This is a genomic window from Bradyrhizobium sp. URHC0002, from assembly GCF_054059515.1.
This window is the reverse complement of sequence record NZ_JBSSCF010000001.1, coordinates 7,142,831-7,162,298: the sequence shown is the minus strand read 5'-3', so window position 1 is coordinate 7,162,298 and position 19,468 is coordinate 7,142,831. Positions and strand designations below refer to the sequence as shown.

The 19,468-nt window shown below is 61.5% G+C and carries 15 protein-coding genes; 6 read left to right on the top strand and 9 right to left on the bottom strand.

What is annotated here, in order from left to right; all coding sequences use genetic code 11:
• Positions 1-3 precede the first annotated feature (3 nt).
• Positions 4-621: a response regulator transcription factor gene (locus ACVWVY_RS34895; protein WP_456630638.1), complete on the bottom strand. Its 618-nt coding sequence runs from the start codon at positions 619-621 to the stop codon at positions 4-6.
• Positions 618-2,765, bottom strand: coding sequence for a sensor histidine kinase (locus tag ACVWVY_RS34890; protein WP_456630637.1), 2,148 nt, complete (start codon positions 2,763-2,765; stop codon positions 618-620). The genes ACVWVY_RS34895 and ACVWVY_RS34890 overlap by 4 nt, the downstream gene beginning before the upstream one ends.
• A gap of 512 nt (positions 2,766-3,277) precedes the next feature.
• On the opposite strand from ACVWVY_RS34890, the gene ACVWVY_RS34885 reads away from it, so the two are divergent.
• The 6 genes from ACVWVY_RS34885 (at position 3,278) to ACVWVY_RS34860 (ending at position 11,933) form a co-directional block, all read left to right on the top strand.
• Positions 3,278-4,204 (top strand): formylglycine-generating enzyme family protein, encoded by a 927-nt coding sequence (locus tag ACVWVY_RS34885; protein ID WP_456632388.1) that lies wholly within the window; start codon positions 3,278-3,280, stop codon positions 4,202-4,204.
• A 100-nt stretch (positions 4,205-4,304) separates the two neighbouring features.
• Positions 4,305-5,981: an arylsulfatase gene (locus ACVWVY_RS34880; RefSeq protein ID WP_456632387.1), complete on the top strand. Its 1,677-nt coding sequence runs from the start codon at positions 4,305-4,307 to the stop codon at positions 5,979-5,981.
• A 240-nt stretch (positions 5,982-6,221) separates the two neighbouring features.
• Positions 6,222-7,868 carry an arylsulfatase gene (locus ACVWVY_RS34875; protein WP_456632386.1) on the top strand — a complete coding sequence of 549 codons (1,647 nt, stop codon included), beginning with the start codon at positions 6,222-6,224 and terminating at the stop codon, positions 7,866-7,868.
• Between the two features lie 84 nt (positions 7,869-7,952).
• Positions 7,953-8,987, top strand: coding sequence for an HAD family hydrolase (locus tag ACVWVY_RS34870; RefSeq protein WP_456630636.1), 1,035 nt, complete (start codon positions 7,953-7,955; stop codon positions 8,985-8,987).
• Positions 8,988-9,071: 84 nt separating this feature from the next.
• Positions 9,072-10,298, top strand: a complete 1,227-nt coding sequence (locus tag ACVWVY_RS34865) for a cation:proton antiporter (RefSeq protein WP_456630635.1) — start codon at positions 9,072-9,074, stop codon at positions 10,296-10,298.
• Between the two features lie 156 nt (positions 10,299-10,454).
• Positions 10,455-11,933: an arylsulfatase gene (locus ACVWVY_RS34860; RefSeq protein WP_456630634.1), complete on the top strand. Its 1,479-nt coding sequence runs from the start codon at positions 10,455-10,457 to the stop codon at positions 11,931-11,933.
• 76 nt (positions 11,934-12,009) lie between these two features.
• Here ACVWVY_RS34860 and ACVWVY_RS34855 read toward each other — a convergent pair whose 3' ends face one another.
• The 7 genes from ACVWVY_RS34855 to ACVWVY_RS34825 all read right to left on the bottom strand — a co-directional run bounded on the left by ACVWVY_RS34855 (position 12,010) and on the right by ACVWVY_RS34825 (position 19,379).
• Complete coding sequence (locus ACVWVY_RS34855; protein WP_456630633.1) at positions 12,010-12,225, bottom strand: formate dehydrogenase subunit delta; 216 nt, start codon at positions 12,223-12,225, stop codon at positions 12,010-12,012.
• Positions 12,215-13,051 (bottom strand): formate dehydrogenase accessory sulfurtransferase FdhD, encoded by an 837-nt coding sequence (fdhD, locus tag ACVWVY_RS34850; RefSeq protein WP_456630632.1) that lies wholly within the window; start codon positions 13,049-13,051, stop codon positions 12,215-12,217. Before fdhD ends, ACVWVY_RS34855 begins: the two co-directional genes overlap by 11 nt.
• Positions 13,052-13,054: 3 nt before the next feature.
• On the bottom strand, positions 13,055-15,943 hold the full coding sequence (gene fdhF / locus ACVWVY_RS34845) for a formate dehydrogenase subunit alpha (RefSeq protein ID WP_456630631.1): 2,889 nt from the start codon (positions 15,941-15,943) through the stop codon (positions 13,055-13,057).
• An 11-nt stretch (positions 15,944-15,954) separates the two neighbouring features.
• Positions 15,955-17,511 carry a formate dehydrogenase beta subunit gene (locus tag ACVWVY_RS34840; protein WP_456630630.1) on the bottom strand — a complete coding sequence of 519 codons (1,557 nt, stop codon included), beginning with the start codon at positions 17,509-17,511 and terminating at the stop codon, positions 15,955-15,957.
• Positions 17,508-17,984: a formate dehydrogenase subunit gamma gene (locus tag ACVWVY_RS34835; RefSeq protein ID WP_456630629.1), complete on the bottom strand. Its 477-nt coding sequence runs from the start codon at positions 17,982-17,984 to the stop codon at positions 17,508-17,510. The genes ACVWVY_RS34840 and ACVWVY_RS34835 overlap by 4 nt, the downstream gene beginning before the upstream one ends.
• 234 nt (positions 17,985-18,218) lie before the next feature.
• On the bottom strand, positions 18,219-19,001 hold the full coding sequence (mddA, locus tag ACVWVY_RS34830) for a methanethiol S-methyltransferase (RefSeq protein ID WP_456630628.1): 783 nt from the start codon (positions 18,999-19,001) through the stop codon (positions 18,219-18,221).
• Between the two features lie 54 nt (positions 19,002-19,055).
• Positions 19,056-19,379, bottom strand: a complete 324-nt coding sequence (locus tag ACVWVY_RS34825; RefSeq protein ID WP_456630627.1) for a hypothetical protein — start codon at positions 19,377-19,379, stop codon at positions 19,056-19,058.
• Positions 19,380-19,468: the final 89 nt, after the last annotated feature.

The window sequence follows — 19,468 nt, the reverse complement described above, 5'->3', positions numbered from 1 at the left end:
TCCTTACTTCGACGGATTGAGCTTCTCGGCCATGCGGACGAGATCGGCGACGGTGTGAATGCCGAGCTTCTCCATCATCCGGCTGCGGTGGACCTTGATGGTCTTTTCGACCGTGCCCAGGTCTCCGGCAATCTGCTTGTTGAGCCGTCCCGCCACGACATGCGTAAACACTTCGCGTTCGCGCGGTGTCAGGCTGCCGACCTTCGCCTGCATCGATTCCATCTCGGAATGAAGCCGACGCAACTCGGCGTCCCTGGCTTCCGCGCGGGATATGGCCTCGAACAGATCCTTGTCCTTTACGGGCTTGGTCAGGAAATCGATCGCGCCGGCCTTCATGGCGCGCACGCTGGTGGGAATGTCGCCTTTGCCGGTGACGAACACGACCGGACGATGATAGCCGCTGGCTGCGCTCAGCACGCGATGAATCTCCAAACCATCCAGACCCGGCATCGAAACATCCAATACGGCGCAGCCGGGCACCGTCATGTCATGCTCATCGAGGAATACCCGGGGGGAAGAATACGCTTTGACCTCATATCCCCTGGCGCGGAGCAGTCGCGACAGTCCCTTGAGGACTCCCGGGTCATCGTCGACGAGGTAAATTGTGAACTTTTCCGTCATGCGGCGTCGGAGGTCGGCTGTTGGACAGGTAAGGAAAATTTCGCGATAGCGCCGCCGCGCTCATTGTTGACCAGGGTCAGCTTTCCCTGATGGGCCTGTATGATCGTCGAACACAGGGTTAGACCCAGACCGAGGCCATGGTTCTTGGTGGTGTAGAAAGGCTCGAACAGCCGGCCATTTTCCTTGGCGCGAATACCGTGTCCACGATCACTTACGGTGACGTCCACCATCCCGGCTTGGGAGCCACGGGTTGAGATCAAGATAGAGCGCTGCGCTATCGGGGTCGAGGCCATGGCGTCCATTGCATTCATGACAAGATTGAGCAGGACTTGCTGCAGTTGCACAGAATCGCCGCGTGTCGGAGATGGAGCATGATCTAGATCAAGCTTGAGGCTGATATCGCGGGCAATCAGCTCGCTGTTCAGCAGGCTAACCGTTGATCTGACAAGGTCATTGATATTGACATATTCCGCTTTCCGCTCGCCCTTTTTCAAAAGACCGCGGAGACGATGGATAACCTCGCCGGCACGATTGTCTTCATGAACAATCTCCTCAAGGGCATCGTGAATTTCGACAACATCCGGCGACTCCTGCGCCAGTAGATGAAGCGCCGCTTGCGCATTGGACAGGATCGCAGTGAGCGGCTGGTTGATTTCGTGAGCAATCGATCCGGAAAGCTCGCCAAGCACGGACACGCGCATCAGATGCTCAACTTCCTGACGTTGTAGAGCGACTTCGGCCTCGGCCGACTTCTGTTCGGTAATGTCGATGAATATGCCGCCAATATGATCCGATTGGCTGCCACCCTCTGAAGGGGAGCGGGCGCGCATGCGAACCCAACGCGCCTCTCCACCCGGCAACACAATTCGGACGTCGCCGACGGCAGGTTGCTCTGTCTCCAAAGACCTTTCAAGCGCCCGGATTGCAATTTGCAGGTCGTCCGGGTGAACGGCCGAAAGGAACGTTTCGCGGGTTAACGGCGCATCGCGCGCAACTCCAAACATCGCCCTGCAATGCTCGGTCGCCCAAAGCTCATTTCGATGCCGGTCAAATTTCCAAAGCCCAATATTGGCAGCAGCAGCGGCGAAGGTCATCCGCTCTTCGCTTTCCTTGAGAAGGTTTTCGGCGCGCAACCTTCTCCGCCGCTGAACCAGTAGCGCGCCAACGATCAATGATTGCAAGGCAACAATCAGGATGGCCGCAACGACGGCGCCTCGATGTTCGCTCCAGATCGTCGGCTCCTTGAACAAGACGGCAGTATCGGGAGGAAGCTTGCTCTCCTGGAGCCCCCACCGCGCCATCGCCCTGTGATCGACCCGATAGGTCTGTCCCGGATTTGTTTGAGGCAGGATCGTCGCAGGGTCTTTCCCGACGAGGATTTGAAGAGCCATGTCTGCCGCGCGAACACCAACCGATTCAAATGTCTCAACAAAGCCGCCGACGATGCCATTGCCAATATAGGTGTCATAGGGGGCATAGACCGGTGCCGGTGAGATCTTGGACAGAGGGCCTGCCAAGCGAGCTGGGACAAAGGCGTTGCCTTCGCTGTCGGCAAATACCGTCAGGAGGATCACAATCGAATCACGGGGAATCTTCGAGACTTCTTCAACCAGATTCGAATAGGAACGATCGAACAGGTATGTCACTTCGAGTTTTCGTTTACGATCCTCGATGGTTTTTCGAGCAGTCGACTGCCACCGCCGATCCACTTCCCCGCTTCCAGCAATGACGAATAGACGGCTGGCTTCCGGCTGCAGTCTCTCCGCGAGCGCAAGCGTCTTGTCCAGGTCAAACTCGGAAATTATTCCAGTGATGTTTGGCGGTAGCCGCAACGCACCATAGTTTTGTGGGGATACCGACGTGAATACGACGGGCGCATTTGGAGCGATGTCGTCGCGGTGCCTGACGATGAATGGCAGAGCTACGCTACCTAACGTTATCACCACGTCGGGGGGGCGTTTTTCGTACTTGGCCCGCAGGAACATCGTTATCCGGGATTCGTATCCGGGATCCGTATTTCGCGCCAGGTCAAGAAAGTCGGCATCGATTTCGAGTGGTTGTGGCGAGCGTTCCAGCAAGCGCTTTCGAGCGCCGTCGGCGATCATTGTGGTGGCGGGGAATGTGTAATTGAAGGCGTGCAGCATGAGCACGCGCCGAGGCTCAGCGGCGTGAGATTCCGGGCCGAACAGAAAAAGGAGCGCCAAGCTCCACCCTGCGATGCGCGTCCTGGTCATTTGGAAAAGGCCGCCACTCAATACGCAACAATACAAAACGAATTCACAAACGGCGGAATCTGCCCACCCGGATCAACATGCGGGCTTACAACCTTACCACGCTTTTGAGGGCGCATCCGGCCTAGCCCGTTTGGGATTTGGTAGCAGAATCAACGGCGATTTTCGCGCCCAATGGAAATAGCCGGCCGGTGCCCTCCGCTGTAAAATCCGTACACGCAGGCGCCCCAAGGTCCGCCCAGGCTGGATGCCCGATGTTGGACCACGGTCCAATAGCCTGTGACGAGCCTCCTGCGTAGCGTGCCCCCGGGCCGGATCGCGATTTTGGAGCGATCGGTCGGGAGGCAACGCGTGAGATGACAACGCTTTTCCCCGCAACCACATTCAAGGCCGACGTGACGGTTGGTGCTTCGCAGGCCGACGGAATGCTGCGGATTCCCGCGGGCACGTTCCGCATGGGATCGGACAAGCACTATCCCGAAGAAGCGCCGGCTCATCGCGTTACTGTCGACGAATTCCTGATCGACCGCACGCCGGTGACGAACCGGCAGTTCAAGGAATTCGTAAAGGCAACCGGCCACGTCACCGTCGCCGAGATAACGCCCGATCCGAAAGACTATCCCGGAATGCTTCCGCACATGGCCTATGCGGGTTCGCTGATGTTCTTGCCGCCCAACCATCCGGTCAATCTCCGCGACTTCAGCCAGTGGTGGACGTTCGCCAAGGGCGCGCAATGGCGCCATCCTTACGGACCCGGAAGCAACATCCGCGGGCTGGACGATCATCCAGTCGTGCATGTGGCATTCAACGATGCGCTTGCCTATGCGCAATGGGCTGGCAAGGATTTGCCAACTGAAGCGGAATGGGAGTTTGCGGCGCGCGGCGGGCTCGACGGCGCCGAGTTCGCGTGGGGCGATGAGTTCACACCGGGCGGCCGTCACATGGCCAATACCTGGCAGGGTGAGTTTCCACGGCAGAACGTCAATGCTGATGGCTTTGAGCGCACCTCGCCGGTCAGTGCATTCCCGCCAAACGGGTACGGCCTGTACGACATGATTGGCAACGTCTGGGAATGGACGGCCGACTGGTATTCGCCAAAGCATCAGGCGGATGCTCCGAAGGCTTGCTGCATTCCCGAGAACCCGCGCGGCGGCAGCGAGGCCGACAGCTACGACCCCAGAACCACCAATGTGAAAATTCCACGAAAGGTCATCAAGGGCGGCTCGCATTTGTGCGCGCCGATTTACTGCCGACGCTACCGGCCGGCAGCGCGACACGCGGAGCCGGTCGATACTTCCACGAGTCATCTTGGCTTTCGGTGCGTCAGGCGAGGAGCCTCTGATGCATCATAAACAGGAGAGCGTAACCATGTTGAGTTCCGTATTGCCCGACAGGCCACGCAAGACACCTGGTTGGCACAAGCAGTCCTGCGCCTCGCTGCTTGGCGCGACGATGTTGATGTCGCTGTCCGGGCCGGCCAGCACGCCGGCAACCGCACAGCCGGCACAGAAACCCAATATCCTCTTCATCATGGGCGACGACATCGGCCTCTACCAACCGAGCATCTACCATCGCGGCCTGATGGTCGGCGAGACGCCCAACATCGATCGCATCGGCAATGAAGGCGCAATATTCACGCACTACTATGCCGAGCAGAGCTGCACGGCCGGTCGCAACGCCTTTTTCACCGGCATGCATCCGCTGCGCACCGGCATGATTCCTCCGCAACTGCCCGGCAGCCCGTCCTATCTGCGGCCCGGCACCCCGGCGCTCGCGAAATTCCTGCTCGATCTCGGCTACAACACCGGCGAATTCGGCAAGAACCATCTCGGCGATCACACCGACGCGCTGCCGACCGCGCATGGCTTCCAGGAATACTGGGGCTACCTGTATCACCTCGATGCGATGCAGGGCGTGAGCTTCCCGGACATCAACAAGTCCCCCACGCAGCAGACGGTTGCCCCGCCATGCAAGAATACGCCGATCCCCGGCATCCCGGAGGTACCGGGCGCGGTCGATCCGAAAACCGCTGTTTGCCTGACGCCTCCGCGCAACGTCCTGTCGTGCAAGTCCGATGGTACAGCCAGGACTCAGCAGTGCATCGATCAAGGCCCGCTGACACTCGAGCGATCGAAGGGAGTCGACGAGGAAATCTCGGCCAAGGTCATCGACTTCCTCGATCGCAACGATCCGAAGACGACGGGCAAGCCCTTCTTCGTCTGGTACAATCCTGCGCGCATGCACATCACCACCGTGCTGAATGACAAGTACGCGGGCATGGTCGGCGAGCCGGGCGGCAAGGACTGGGGCCTCAACGAGGCCGGCATGAAGCAGCTGGATGACAACATCGGCTATGTGCTGAAGAAGCTCCAGGACATGGGACAGCTCGACAACACGATCGTCGTGTTCACGACCGACAACGGCGCCGAGACCATCACCTTTCCGGACGGCGGCACCACTCCGTTCAAGGGCGGCAAGCTGAGCACCTGGGAAGGCGGCATGCGTGCTCCGGCGCTCGTTCGCTGGCCGGGGGTCATCAAGCCCGGCACCATCAAGAACGACATCTTCGCGTCGCTCGACTGGCTGCCCACGTTTGTCAACATCGCCGGTGGCGCAAAGGGAGACGCGCTGAAGAAGCGTATCGAGGCCGGCCAATATCCCGGCATCGTGAAGACCACGCTCGATGGCGTCGATCAGGCCGAGTATCTTTCCGGACGTTCGGAAAAGTCGGCGCGCGATACCTTCTTCTACTATTCGGGCAAGGATCCGTCGGCGGTCCGCTACAAGAACTGGAAGATCTACTTCACGATGGTATCCGACGCGCCGCAGGGCTTCATAGCCGGAGCGCTTCCCTATCACTGGGCCCAGGTCGTCAATATCAAGCGAGACCCGTTTGAGACCTCCATTGGTGCGCAATACAAGACACTCATGGGCTTGGGCGGCGTGATCGGCTCACCTTCTACAGCCTACGTCTATGACTGGAACATGCTGCCCATCGGCCAGGCGCTGTGGCTGAAAGAACTCGAGAGCTATATTCCGTACCCGCCGCTGCAGGACCCGGCGAGCTACAACCTCGAGCAGGTGCTGCAACAGGTCAAGCAGGCCAAAATTGCCGGTCGCAGCGACTAGTCGCGTGCGATGAGCATGATCCGACGAAGCGGGCGCCCCACGACGGGGCGCCCGCCAACGGAATAGCGAGCAAGTGATCAAGGAGGCCACGCTGGGCCGGTCGCGACCTCCACAAGCCACGTCCACTTCCGATGCATCAAGCGAACAGAGCCAATTGCATAACAACGGGAGGAGTACGTCATGAGTAGCAAGCATTCGCCAGAAGAATCCCACGACATTGCGCCGGAATCGGGCGGCGGAATGAAACGCCGCGATCTGCTGCTGAGTGGAAGTTCTCTCATCGCCGCTTCGGCGCTCTCGGCCGTCGGCCTAACAAGTGCTGCGCAAGCGCAGCAACCAACTCCGGCACCCGCTGCGGCCGGACAACGGCCGAACATCGTCTTTATCATGGGTGACGACATCGGCTGGTTCAACATCGGCGCCTACCACCAGGGCATCATGGCCAGCCGGACACCGAACCTCGACAAGCTCGCCGCGGAAGGCATGCGCTTCACCGACTACTACGCCGAAGCGAGCTGCACGGCGGGCCGCGCCAACTTCATCACCGGAGAACTGCCGATCCGTACCGGGCTTACCACGGTCGGCCAGGCTGGCTCTCCTATCGGCATGCCGGCGCAAGCGCCGACCATTGCGACCGCGCTGAAATCCATGGGGTACACTACGGGACAGTTCGGCAAGAACCACCTCGGCGACCTCAACGAATTCCTGCCGACCATGCACGGCTTCGACGAGTTCTTCGGCTATCTGTACCACCTGGACGCGATGGAAGATCCGGCCCACCGCAACTACCCGCAAGCGCTCTTGGCCACCGTCGGTCCCCGCAACATGGTTCATTCCTGGGCGACCAACGTCGACGATCCGACGGTGCAGACGCGCTGGGGCAAGATCGGCAAGCAAAAGATTGAGGACGCCGGACCGCTTTATCCAAGGCGGATGGAGACGGTGGATGATGAAATCCTGAAAATCACGTTCGACTTCATCGACAAGGCCAAACGGGACAACAAGCCGTTTTTCGTCTGGCTCAACCCGACGCGCATGCATGTCGTCACTCACCTCTCGGAGAAATACGAGAACATGCGCAACTCTGACAACGGCTGGTCGGTTTCCGAGGGGGGGTTCGCCCAGCTGGACGATATCGTTGGCGCTGCCATGAAGAAGCTCAAGGACGAGGGCTTCGACGACAACACGATCGTCGCGTTCACCACCGACAACGGCGCGGAAAACTTTACCTGGCCCGATGGCGGACAGACGCCGTTTGCGGGCGGCAAGGGAACGGCGCTGGAAGGTGGCTTCCGTGTGCCCTGCATGATCCGCTGGCCGGGCAAGGTGCCGGCAGGAAAGGTCGAAAACGGCATTATCTCCGGACTTGACTGGTTCCCGACCTTCGTCGCCGCCGCCGGCAATCCGAATATCGCCGAGGAGTTGAAGAAGGGAAAGCAGCTCGGCGACAAGACCTATAAGGTCTACCTCGACGGCTACAACCAGATGGACCTGATTACCGGAAAGGGCCCGTCTGCCCGCCACTCGGTCTTCTATTTCACCGAGGGCACGCTGAGCGCGGTGCGCATCGACGACTTCAAATATCGCTTCACCGATCAGCCGAGCGGCTGGCTAGGAGGCACGGTCAAGGTTGATTGGCCGATCCTCACCAATATCCGCCTTGATCCCTTCGAACGCACGAACTTGCCCAACGGCGCGCAGGGGTCGTTGGCATTCTATAACTGGTTTGTTTTCGAGTTCTGGCGGTTCCAGTTCGTGCAGCAGGAGGTGGGCAAGCTCGCCCAGACTGCGATCGAGTTTCCACCGATGCAGAAGGGTGCGAGCTTCAACCTGGAAGCCGTCAAGGAGCAGATCGAGAAGGCCATGCAGTCGCACGCTGGCAAGTAGAGGGTGCGGTGAGCGGGCGCTCCCTGTCGGGGCGCCCGCTTTACGATTCCACAATCCCCGCCTTTTGATGAAAGGGAACCGACCATGTCAACGCAGCGGGCTTCCTTTGGCGTCAGCCGCCGCATCCTGCTCTCTTCCCTGGCTTTGCTTCCCGCGCTGTCTGCCGCGCTCCGCTCCACCTCCGCGCGGGCACAGGCACGCGATCCACTCCCGTCCTGGAACGAGGGGACGACCAAGGCCTCGATCCTCGATTTTGTCGCGCGGGTCACGACGCAAGGCGGGCCTTTCTTCATGCCGGTCGAGCAGCGCATCGCGACCTTCGACAATGACGGCACACTATGGGTCGAGCACCCGATGTATGTGCAACTGGCCTTCGCACTCGACCGCGTGAAGGCCATGGCGCCCATGCATCCGGAATGGAAGACCAAACAACCGTTCGCGGGGGTGCTGGACGGCGATCTGAAGGCGGTGATGGCATCCGGCGAAAAGGGATTGGTCGAACTGATTGCGGTGACGCATGCCGGCATGACGACGGCGGAGTTCGAGAAGATCGTCACGGATTGGCTGGCGACCGCGCGCGATTCCCGCTTCAAGCGGCCCTATACCGAACTGGTGTACCAGCCGATGCTCGAACTGCTCGCCTACCTCCGGGCCAGCGGTTTCAAGACTTTCATCGCGTCAGGCGGCGGCATCGAATTCATGCGGCCATGGACCGAACGGGTCTACGGAATACCTCCGGAGCAGGTGATCGGATCGTCGATCAAGACTCGATTTGAGATGAAAGACGGTGCGCCAACGCTCTTCCGGCTACCCGACATCAACTTCATCGACGACAAGGCAGGCAAGCCGATCGGCATCAACGAGCACATCGGTCGCCGTCCGATCGCGGCCTTCGGCAACTCCGATGGCGATCTCGAAATGCTGCAATGGACGACACTCGGCGCCAGCGGCGCGCGGTTCGGCCTGATCGTCCACCACACCGACGCGGAACGCGAATATGCCTACGACCGCGATTCGCATTTCGGCAAGCTCGACGTAGCGCTGGATGCTGCAGCGGTGAACAGGTGGACCGTGGTCGACATGAAGAAGGACTGGAAGCGGGTCTTTGCCTTCGATTGACGTCCGAGTTCGGTCAGCAGGATCGTTGATTAACCCGCACTCCATGCATGGACGCGCTCGCTGGAGAGGAGGCGCCGTCTGAACATGCTGTCTAACACGATCAGCCTCCTCCGGGACTACCTCTTCACCTTGCCGGTGCTCGCGAAGTTCGCGATCGGGATGGTCATGCTCGTCATCATCCCCCGGCTTTCCCGCCGATTGCATATTCCCGTACCTGTAGGCCTGCTGCTTAGCGGCGTTTTAGTTGGGCCGTATGTTCTGGACATCTTTGGCAAGGTCCGACCGATCGCAGATTTCCTGGCGGAGCTGGGCAAACTGCTGTTGATGTTCTTTGCGGGCCTGGAAATCAATCTCGAACTGTTTCGGCGCGCCCGACACCGCTCGATTGCCCTCGGCATCGCCACGACCGTAATTCCTCTGGTGCTCGGCACCATCGTTGGGCTCTCATTCGGTTACGCCGCAATTCCGGCGATCGTGATCGGGTCGCTGCTGGCTTCGCACACACTGCTGGGGCTGAGCATAGTGAGCCGGCTCGGCCTGGGCAGCCTGGAGCCGGTGACGGTAGCGGTTGGCGCCACGGTGATATCAGACACACTGTCGCTCGTGGTGTTCGCTATTTGCGTTTCGATTTACACGACCGGATTTTCTCCGTCCGGTCTGGCGCTCCTGCTGGCCGAAATCGCTGGCTATATCGCGCTGGTCCTGTTCGGCCTGAGCCGCCTCGGTGCCTATGTGCTCAAGCGGGTCGAGGATGAGGAGGACGCTTACTTTGTGCTGATGCTAGGCATCATGGCCGTCGCAGGCGTGCTTGCGGATGCGATCCAGCTGCCGGGAATCGTGGGTGCGTTCCTTGCGGGACTCGCCATCAACGCCTCGGCACAACACGCGCCAGCCAGTGTCAAGCTTGAGTTTCTGGCTAAATCGCTGTTCATTCCGATCTTCTTTGTCGTTACCGGATTCCTGATCAACCCGATCAACTTTATTTACGGGATTTTCGACAACTTCCTGCTCGTTGCCAGCATCATCGGTGCTCTGCTCGTCGGCAAGTGGATAGCCGCCTGGGGCGTGGGTCGCGCATACGGTTACAACCAAAATGAACAGCTCACGATTTGGTCGCTCACGCTGCCACAAGTGGCCGCCACGCTTGCCGCGACACTGGTCGCGCATGAAACGCTCGGTGCAGCCGGTCAACGGTTGCTCGACGATCGAATGCTCAATGTCGTGCTTGTGCTCGTGTTCGCAACATCAGTCCTGGGTCCGGTGTTGACTGAGCGGTTTGCGTCTCGTCTGACGACGGGTACCCCGAGTTGAACTCGATCGTCGATCGGGTGCGCACCAAATGTAACGCTGGCCGGTATGATGGCGCAATCTTGCGCATCCGCGGGAGAACAAAGCCGATCGGATCGCCAGGGTGGTTGATTGAGCTGACAGCAAGATGCGGCGGATGGCCAACGAGGGAGTTGGAAAATGCACGTGAGCAAACGCGTTTGGCTCGGTTCGATAGCCTCGATCGTCGCCTTGACGGTTGCGAGCGTACCAACTGCCGCGCAACAGCCCAAGAGGCCCAACATTGTCGTTATCCTCATGGACAATTTGGGTTACGGCGAGTTGGGCATTTACGGCGGCGGTATCCTTCGCGGCGCGCCCACCCCGCGCATCGACGCGCTTGCCGGAGAGGGCATGCGCCTGCTCAACTTCAACGTCGAAGCACAATGCACACCGTCCCGGTCGGCTCTCTTGACCGGCCGTTTTGCCATCCGTTCCGGCACTTACGAAGTGCCTATCGGAGGCGTTCCTGATGGATTGACGCAGTGGGAAATCACCACTGCCGAGGTGTTGTCAGCGAAGGGCTACGCAACCGGTATCTGGGGTAAGTGGCATCTCGGCAGCGCCGAAGACCGGATGCCTACAAATCAGGGATTTGATGAGTGGTATGGCATCCCGCGCACGTACGACGAGGCGATGTGGCCGTCCCTCGACGAGACGAAGAGCATGTGGCCGTCGGTCGGGAATAAGCAGGGCTGGGATGCGAAGGTGGTTCATCCCCAGCATATCTATGAAGCGCGCAGGGGTGAGCGACCCCGGCAGGTTGCGGTGCTGGACGTGGATCGCCGCCGCACCATGGATGCCGAAATCGCGGGCCGAGCGGTGGAATTCATCAAGCGCAATGCGGTCGCCGGAAAGCCGTTCTACGCCTACGTTCCGTTCGCGCAGGTTCACATGCCGACGCTTCCAAATCTGGAATTCGCGGGCAGGACCGGCAACGGGGATTGGGCTGATTGCCTGGCCGAGATGGATCACCGCACCGGACAAATTCTCGACGCGATCAGGGAAGCAGGCATCGAAAGCGATACGCTCGTCGTATTCGCCAGTGACAATGGGCCGGAGGCAACCCACCCTTGGGAAGGTGACAGTGGACCGTGGCGCGGTACATACTTCACGGCGATGGAGGGCTCACTGCGTGCACCGTTCATCATTCGCTGGCCGGGAAGGGTACCGGCGGGGCGCGTCAGCAACGAAATCGTTCACATCGTTGACCTCTTCACGACGCTCGCCCGCGTCGGCGGCGCGGAGGTCCCGACGGATCGTCCGATTGACGGCGTGGATCAGCTGGATTTCTTTTTGGGCAAACAGGAAGCCTCTAACCGCGAAGGTTTCCCGGCCTACGTCGCCGACCGCCTGTCAGCCGTCAAATGGCGAAACTGGAAAGTGCATTTGATCTGGCAAGAAAGCATGTACGCTCCGCCGCAGAAATTGCCATTGCCGAAGATCATCAATCTGCTCACCGACCGAAAAGAGGAGCGCGATGTCGCTGCGTACAACTCCTGGGTCGCCGATCCCGCAGTGAGAATCGTCGGAGAACTTGAAGCGAGCTTCAAGAAGTACCCTCCGATCAAGCTCGGCACCCCGGATCCCTACACGCCGCCAGAGCCGGCTTCCCGGTAGCGCTGGTTCGTCGCCTTGCTCGCCGACGCGGGCGGCGCTCATCACGGGGCGCGACCACCATTCGGCGGGGCGGCGGTCAGGCGGCCTTCTTCAGCGTCTGGATCGCGTCGCGGACATTGGGGTCGAGCCCGCTGCCGCCGCTGTCCAGATGCGCAAAGATAGCTTTCCGCATCCGCGGGTCCCAGAACTTCTTGATGTGGTCGGCAATGCCGGGCACGGCCTTGTCGTGGCCCTGGCTCTGAAAGAATTTTCCGATTTGATTGGCCATGTAGATCAGCCGATCAGGCGACATGGGTAGCCTCCGCAACGCCAGTGTGTTGTGTAGCCGCAATCCGCTGGGGATGCGTGAAGATCTCAAATCCATCCGCGCGCGCGATGGCGGCGAGGGTGATGCCGGCGGCATCCGCGGTGCGAACCGCCAGTGCGGTCGGCGCCGACACCGCGACCATCAGCGGCGCGCCGATGGTGGCGGTCTTCTGCACCATCTCGACCGAGACCCGGCTGGTCAGCAACACCATGCCCTCGCTGGCGGAAACGCGCTCCTGCGCCAGTGCGCCGGCAAGCTTGTCGAGCGCGTTGTGGCGGCCGACATCCTCGCGCAGCGCCACCAGGCCATGCGCCGGCGTCCAGAATGCCGCCGCATGCACCGCGCGGGTCTGGATGTTGATCTGCTGCAACACCGTAATGCTCGCCATCGCGGCCATGATCTCGTGGGGCGAGAACGCGCGTCCCCCTGCGACGATCGCGGCCGGGCGCACGGCTTCGGCGATGGACTCGATCCCGCAGATGCCGCAGCCGGTGGGGCCTGCGATGTGCCGCCGTCGCTCGTTGACGCGCTCGGCTTGTGGCGAGGCCAGCCACATCCGCAGTTCGATGCCGTCATCGAGTTCCACGGTATCGAGCGAGACGATCTCCTCGGGCGATTGGACGATGCCCTCGCTAAGGCTGAAACCGACCGCAAAATCCCGGAGGTTCTGCGGCGTGCCCATCATGACGGCATAGGTGCCGCCATTATAGGTCAGCGCAATCGCGGTCTCTTCCGGGATCAGGCGTGTGCCTTCACCAAGATGACCGTCGCGCCAGATCTGCCGATCGGCTGTGGTGACCGCTTCACGCATGCCTTACTCCGCGGCTTCCGCCGGCGCGATGCGGCGGGAGTGGCGGGCCTGCTCGTCATAGGCCTTCTGCCAATCACTTGGACCATTGGACGGCGAAATCTGCACCGCCGTGACCTTGTATTCCGGGCAGTTGGTGGCCCAGTCCGAATACTCCGTCGTGATGACGTTGGCCTGCGTGTCCGGGTGATGGAACGTAGTGTAGACCACGCCCGGCGCCACGCGATCGGTGATCTCCGCGCGTAGCGTGGTTTCGCCGGCGCGGCTTGCGAGCCGCACCCAGTCGCCGTCGCGCACGCCGCGCAGTTCGGCGTCATGGGGGTGGATCTCCAGCCGGTCCTCGCTGTGCCAGACGACGTTGTCGGTGCGGCGGGTCTGTGCGCCGACATTGTACTGGCTGAGGATGCGGCCCGTCGTCAGCAGCAGCGGGAACCGTGGCCCGGTGCGCTCGTCGGTCGGGATATATTCGGTGACCACGAACTTGCCCTTGCCGCGCACAAAACCGTCGATATGCATGACAGGCGTGCCTTCCGGCGCCTTCTCGTTGCAGGGCCACTGCACCGAGCCGAGTTCGTCGAGCTTCGTGTAGGAGACGCCGGCAAAGGTCGGCGTCAGCGCCGCGATCTCGTCCATGATCTCGGAGGGGTGGTCGTAGCGCATCTCAAAGCCCATCGCCTTGGCGAGGCCGATGGTGACCTCCCAGTCGCCGAGTCCGTTGCGCGGAGTCATCACCTTGCGGACGCGCTGGATGCGCCGTTCGGCATTGGTGAAGGTGCCGTCCTTCTCCAGGAAGGTCGATCCCGGCAGGAAGACATGGGCGTAGTTCGCAGTTTCGTTGAGGAAGAGGTCGTGGACGATGACACATTCCATCGACGACAGCGCCGCGACCACATGCTTGGTGTTGGGATCGGACTGCAGGATGTCTTCGCCCTGCACGTAGAGCCCCATGAAGGTGCCCTCGATCGCGGCGTCGAACATGTTGGGAATGCGCAGGCCCGGTTCCGGATTGAGCTTGACGTTCCACATCGCCTCGAACTGGTCGCGCACCGCGTCGCCCGAGATATGGCGATAGCCGGGCAGTTCGTGCGGGAACGAGCCCATGTCGCAGGAGCCTTGAACGTTATTCTGGCCGCGCAGCGGGTTCACGCCGACGCCGGGGCGGCCGATATTGCCGGTCGCCATGGCGAGGTTGGCGATCGCGATCACGGTGGTCGAGCCCTGGCTGTGCTCGGTGACCCCCAGACCGTAATAGATCGCGCCATTGCCGCCGGTGGCGAACTGGCGCGCGGCTTCGCGCAGGTCTTTCGGATCGACACCGGTCATGATCGCGGTAGCTTCCGGGCTGTTCTTCGGTAGCGCCACGAAGGCGGCCCATTCCTCGAACTCGCTCCAGTCGCAGCGCTCGCGTACGAAGGCTTCATCGACGAGGCCCTCGGTGACGATGACATGCGCCAGCGCCGTGAGCACGGCGACGTTGGTGCCGGGCATCAGCGGCAAATGCAGCGCGGTGAGGTGCGGCGCTTCCACCATTTCGGTGCGGCGCGGATCGATCACGATCAGCTTGGCGCCCTGGCGCAGCCGCTTCTTCAGCCGTGACGCGAATACGGGATGGGCGGAGGCCGGATTGGCGCCGATCACCATCACGACGTCGGTATGCTCGACCGAGTCGAAATCCTGCGTGCCGGCCGAGGTGCCGAACGTCGTCGACAGGCCGTAGCCGGTTGGCGAATGGCAGACCCGGGCGCAGGTGTCGACATTGTTGTTGCCGAAACCGCCGCGGATCAGTTTCTGCACCAGATAGGTTTCTTCATTGGTGCAGCGGGAGGAAGTGATGCCGCCGACGGCGTCGCGGCCGTGTTTTTGCTGGATGCCCTTGAATTTGGCGGCGGCAAAATTGAAGGCTTCGTCCCACGACACCTCGCGCCAGGGATCAGCGATGTCCTCGCGGATCATCGGCTTGAGGATACGTTCCTTGTGGGTGGTGTAGCCCCAGGCGAAACGGCCCTTGACGCAGGAATGGCCACGATTGGCCTTGCCGTCCTTGTAGGGAACCATGCGCACGACTTCCTCGCCGCGCATCTCCGCCTTGAAGGTGCAGCCGACGCCGCAATAGGCGCAGGTCGTGACCACCGAATGCTCGGGCTGGCCGATGTCGATGACGGACTTTTCCGTCAGCGTCGCGGTCGGGCAGGCCTGCACGCAGGCGCCGCAGGAGACGCATTCGGAGCCGAGAAAACTTTCGCTCATGCCCGGCGAGACGCGGCTGTCGAAGCCGCGGCCCGAGATCGTCAGTGCGAAGGTGCCTTGCACCTCCTCGCAGGCGCGGACGCAGCGCGAGCAGACGATGCATTTCGACGGATCATAGGTGAAGTACGGGTTGGACTCGTCCTTTGGCATCCAGTTGTCGTTGCTGCAGCCGTCCGACTTATCGTTGAAGGACTTGGCGAACACATGGTTCTCGCCCTCATAGCCGTAGCGCACGTCGCGCAAGCCGACTGCGCCGGCCATGTCCTGCAATTCGCAATCGCCATTGGCGGCGCAGGTCAGGCAGTCCAGCGGGTGGTCGGAGATATAGAGCTCCATCACGCCCTTGCGCAGCTTCTTCAGGCGCTCGGTCTGGGTATGGACCACAAGACCGTTCATGGCGGGCGTGGTGCAGGAGGCCGGTGTGCCGGCGCGGCCCTCGATCTCGATCAGGCAGAGACGGCAGGAGCCGAAGGCGTCAACCATGTCGGTCGCGCAAAGTTTCGGAATCTGCGTGCCGGCTTCCATGGCCGCACGCATGATCGAGGTGCCTTCGGGCACGGTGACGCTGTTGCCGTCGATGGTGAGCGTCACCATCGCCTCAGATTTCGAACGGGGCGTGCCGAAGTCGGTTTCTTGAATGAGTGACATGGCGAGGTCCTTTATTCCGCGGCCTGCAGGGTGGCCGGTGCCGGGCCAAAATCTTCCCGGAAGTGTTTCAGTGCGCTCATGACAGGGTAGGGCGTGAAGCCGCCGAGCGCGCACAGTGAGCCGAATTTCATGGTGTTGCAGAGGTCTTCGACCACGGCGAGGTTTTCGCTAGTCCGCTCGCCGCGAATGATCTTGTCGATGGTCTCGACGCCGCGCGTGGAGCCGATCCGGCACGGCGTGCACTTGCCGCAGGATTCGACCGCGCAGAACTCCATCGCAAAGCGCGCCTGCTTCGCCATGTCGACACTGTCGTCGAACACGACGATGCCGCCATGGCCAATCAGCCCGTCGCGCGCCGCAAAGGCCTCATAGTCGAACGGCGTATCGAACAGCGCGCGCGGGAAATAGGCGCCGAGCGGACCGCCGACCTGCACCGCGCGAACGGAACGGCCCGAGAAAGTTCCGCCGCCGATATCGTCGATCAGTTCGCCGAGCGTGATGCCGAACGCGGTTTCGAACAGGCCGCCATGCCGGATGTTGCCGGCAAGCTGGATCGGCATCGTGCCGCGCGAGCGGCCCATGCCGAAATCGGCGTAAGCCTTGGCGCCATTGTCGAGGATGAAGGGGATGGCCGCGAATGACAGCACGTTGTTGATGACGGTGGGCCGGCCGAACAGGCCCTTGTGCGCGGGCAGCGGCGGCTTTGCGCGGACGATGCCGCGGCGGCCCTCGAGGCTTTCCAGCAGCGAGGTTTCCTCGCCGCAGACATAGGCGCCGGCACCGACCCGGACTTCGAGGTCGAAACTGTGGTGGGAGCCGACAATGCCCTCGCCAAGATAGCCGGTACGCCGGGCGGCCGTGATCGCAGCGTTCATCGCCGCCACCGCATGCGGATATTCCGAGCGGATGTAGATGTAGCCCTTGGTGGCGCCGACGGCGATGCCCGCGATCGTCATGCCTTCGATCACGACGAAGGGATCGCCCTCCATGATCATGCGGTCGGCAAACGTGCCGCTGTCGCCTTCGTCGGCGTTGCAGACGATGTATTTGCGGTCGGCTTGGGCTAACGCCACCGTCTTCCACTTGATGCCGGTCGGGAAACCGGCGCCGCCACGCCCGCGCAGTCCGGACGTGGTGACGTCGGCGAGGATCTCGTCCGAGGTCAGCGTCAGCGCGCGTTCCAGCCCCTTGTAGCCATCATGGGCGCGATAGTCGCCGACCGAACGGGGATCGATCACGCCGCAGCGTGCGAAGGTCAAACGGGTCTGCCGCTTCAGCCACGGAATTTCGTCGGCGAGGCCGAGCTTCAACGGGTGCGCCCCGCCGGCGGTCATCGCGTCGAACACCGTTGGCACGTCGGCCGCGGTCACCGGGCCGAACGCGACGCGGCCCTGCGACGTCGCGACCTCGACCATCGGCTCGAGCCAATAGAGCCCGCGCGATCCGGTCCTGATGATCTCGACGGCGATACCGGCCTTGGCGGCCGCCCACTCAAGTGCAGTGGCCACTTCATCGGCGCCCACGGCGACCGCACCGGCATCGCGGGGAACGAAGATGCGCATGGTCATCGCTGTGCCTCCGCCACCAGCGCATCGAGACGCGCGTCATCCAGCCGTCCGACGACGCGGCCATCCAGCATCGCCGACGGCGCGGTGGCGCACAGCCCGAGGCAATAGATCGGCTCCAGCGTGACGCGCGAATCGGCGGTGGTGCTTCCGATTGATATGCCGAGCTTCGCTTCCGCGCGCGCGGCGAGCGCGTCGCCGCCGGCGGCCTGGCACGCCTCGGCACGGCACAGCTTCAGCACATGGCGGCCTGCGGGTTCGCTGCGGAAATCATGATAGAAGGTGAACACACCGTGGACTTCGGCGCGCGACAGGCTGAGCGCGGATGCGATCATCGGAATGGCGGGCTCCGGCACGTAACCGAACGCCTCCTGCATCGCGTGCAGGATCACCAGCGTTGCGCCTTCGAGCTTGCCGTGCTCGGCGATGATCTCGGCGCCGCGCGCTTCATTCCAGGGTTCGTATGCCGATGTCATTCGCGTTCTCATCAGAGGTTGTGGATTCTGATGAGTAGGGGAAACGCGAAGAATATCAATAAAGCTGTCTCATGTTGCGATTTCAAAACCCAATCAAGACAGGGGCATAGGCAAAGCCTATGGGCCAATGGCGGGAGGATTTGGGTTAACGCCTGATTATCGTCATATTCCACACCACAACGCGCCCGTCAGGTTCGTCCTGACGAGCGCGTTTTGCATGCTTAATCGCTGTTTTCAAAAGATGCCGGGCACCAGCATCGCCACCTTCTCGCGATAGCGCCGGTACTCCTGGCCGAACATCGCCACCAGATCGCGCTCTTCGAGATAGATGCCGACGAAGATGTAGGCCGTCGTCACCGCAGCGAACAGCAAATGACCGAGCGTCATCGTCGGCGTCGACCAGAAGGCAATGATGAAGCCGAGATAGATCGGATGCCGGATCAGGCGATACAGGCCCGGCGTCTTGAACTTCATGGGCTCAGTCACGCGGCCGGCAAAATGCGTCACCACCTGGGTCAATCCGAACAGCTCGAAATGGCTGATCAGGAAGGTGCTGTAGAGCACGATGAGCCAGCCCAAAAAGCCGACCGCGGTCACGACGCCGGCGAGAACAGGGGCTTCGATGTTCCAGACCACCGTCGGCATCGGCTGCCACTGCCAATACAGCAATATCAGCGAGAGACTCGCCAGCAGCACGTAGGTCGAGCGTTCGATCGCAGGCGACGCGAAGCGCGTGAACAGCTTTTTGAAGCCCTGCCGCGCCATGCCGCTGTGCTGCACGGCAAAGATCGACATCACCACCAGGTTGATCAGCAAGGCCGTCGTCAGCGAGGACGTTGAACCGGTATCGACGGTCTTGGGTACGACATATCCGGAGACGAAGCCGACAGCGTAGAGAAACGTGCCGAAGAAAATCAGATAGGCGAGGCCGCCGTAGCAGAGGGTGAGCAGCCTCGTTGCAAGGGAGGCGATGGCGGGAGGCGCCGTATTCGGTCCGGTTTGCATCGTAATCGACATTTGAAATCTCCTTGGTTTGGAATGCTGACGTCGGGAAATTGTCTTGGGCCTTGGTCAGGACGGCTTGAGGCGTCTCCGCTCGCGCAGCCGCGCGGCTCTTTCGAGCGCGTCATCGATCGGGCCGCGGTAGATGCGCTTGTTGTTCAGGTTGCGATCGCCCGCTCGGTGCAACGCGAGCAAGGCAGCTTGCCGTTCGCGGTAGGCGAGGGCGGCGGCCATCCAGTCGTTGAGAAGGCGCTTCAGGCGCGCGGTCGGCACGAGCGGGCTGACGAGGGGGCTGGTGCGGATCCTTGCGCGGGGCTGCATGGCGGCCTCGTGCGGCAACAAGCCTTCTGGTGAAAAGTCCGCCTTGGTGGGATTGAGCAACAGGCCGGTCATGGCGTCTCCAATTGAACGATGATTGACCGGTCTGTAGATTGAGCCGCCTGTTCCTGCTTGACGGATTTCTTGAGAAGACCTTTGTTTTT

Excerpts from the sequence above, each read along its gene's own strand:
- ACVWVY_RS34895 (WP_456630638.1), bottom strand. The coding sequence starts at position 621 with ATGACGGAAAAGTTCACAATTTACCTCGTCGACGATGACCCGGGAGTC.
- ACVWVY_RS34890 (WP_456630637.1), bottom strand. The coding sequence starts at position 2,765 with ATGCTGCACGCCTTCAATTACACATTCCCCGCCACCACAATGATCGCC.
- ACVWVY_RS34885 (WP_456632388.1), top strand. The coding sequence starts at position 3,278 with ATGCTGCGGATTCCCGCGGGCACGTTCCGCATGGGATCGGACAAGCAC.
- ACVWVY_RS34880 (WP_456632387.1), top strand. The coding sequence starts at position 4,305 with ATGTTGATGTCGCTGTCCGGGCCGGCCAGCACGCCGGCAACCGCACAG.
- ACVWVY_RS34875 (WP_456632386.1), top strand. The coding sequence starts at position 6,222 with ATGAAACGCCGCGATCTGCTGCTGAGTGGAAGTTCTCTCATCGCCGCT.
- ACVWVY_RS34870 (WP_456630636.1), top strand. The coding sequence starts at position 7,953 with ATGTCAACGCAGCGGGCTTCCTTTGGCGTCAGCCGCCGCATCCTGCTC.
- ACVWVY_RS34865 (WP_456630635.1), top strand. The coding sequence starts at position 9,072 with ATGCTGTCTAACACGATCAGCCTCCTCCGGGACTACCTCTTCACCTTG.
- ACVWVY_RS34860 (WP_456630634.1), top strand. The coding sequence starts at position 10,455 with ATGCACGTGAGCAAACGCGTTTGGCTCGGTTCGATAGCCTCGATCGTC.
- ACVWVY_RS34855 (WP_456630633.1), bottom strand. The coding sequence starts at position 12,225 with ATGTCGCCTGATCGGCTGATCTACATGGCCAATCAAATCGGAAAATTC.
- fdhD (WP_456630632.1), bottom strand. The coding sequence starts at position 13,051 with ATGCGTGAAGCGGTCACCACAGCCGATCGGCAGATCTGGCGCGACGGT.
- fdhF (WP_456630631.1), bottom strand. The coding sequence starts at position 15,943 with ATGTCACTCATTCAAGAAACCGACTTCGGCACGCCCCGTTCGAAATCT.
- ACVWVY_RS34840 (WP_456630630.1), bottom strand. The coding sequence starts at position 17,511 with ATGACCATGCGCATCTTCGTTCCCCGCGATGCCGGTGCGGTCGCCGTG.
- ACVWVY_RS34835 (WP_456630629.1), bottom strand. The coding sequence starts at position 17,984 with ATGACATCGGCATACGAACCCTGGAATGAAGCGCGCGGCGCCGAGATC.
- mddA (WP_456630628.1), bottom strand. The coding sequence starts at position 19,001 with ATGTCGATTACGATGCAAACCGGACCGAATACGGCGCCTCCCGCCATC.
- ACVWVY_RS34825 (WP_456630627.1), bottom strand. The coding sequence starts at position 19,379 with ATGACCGGCCTGTTGCTCAATCCCACCAAGGCGGACTTTTCACCAGAA.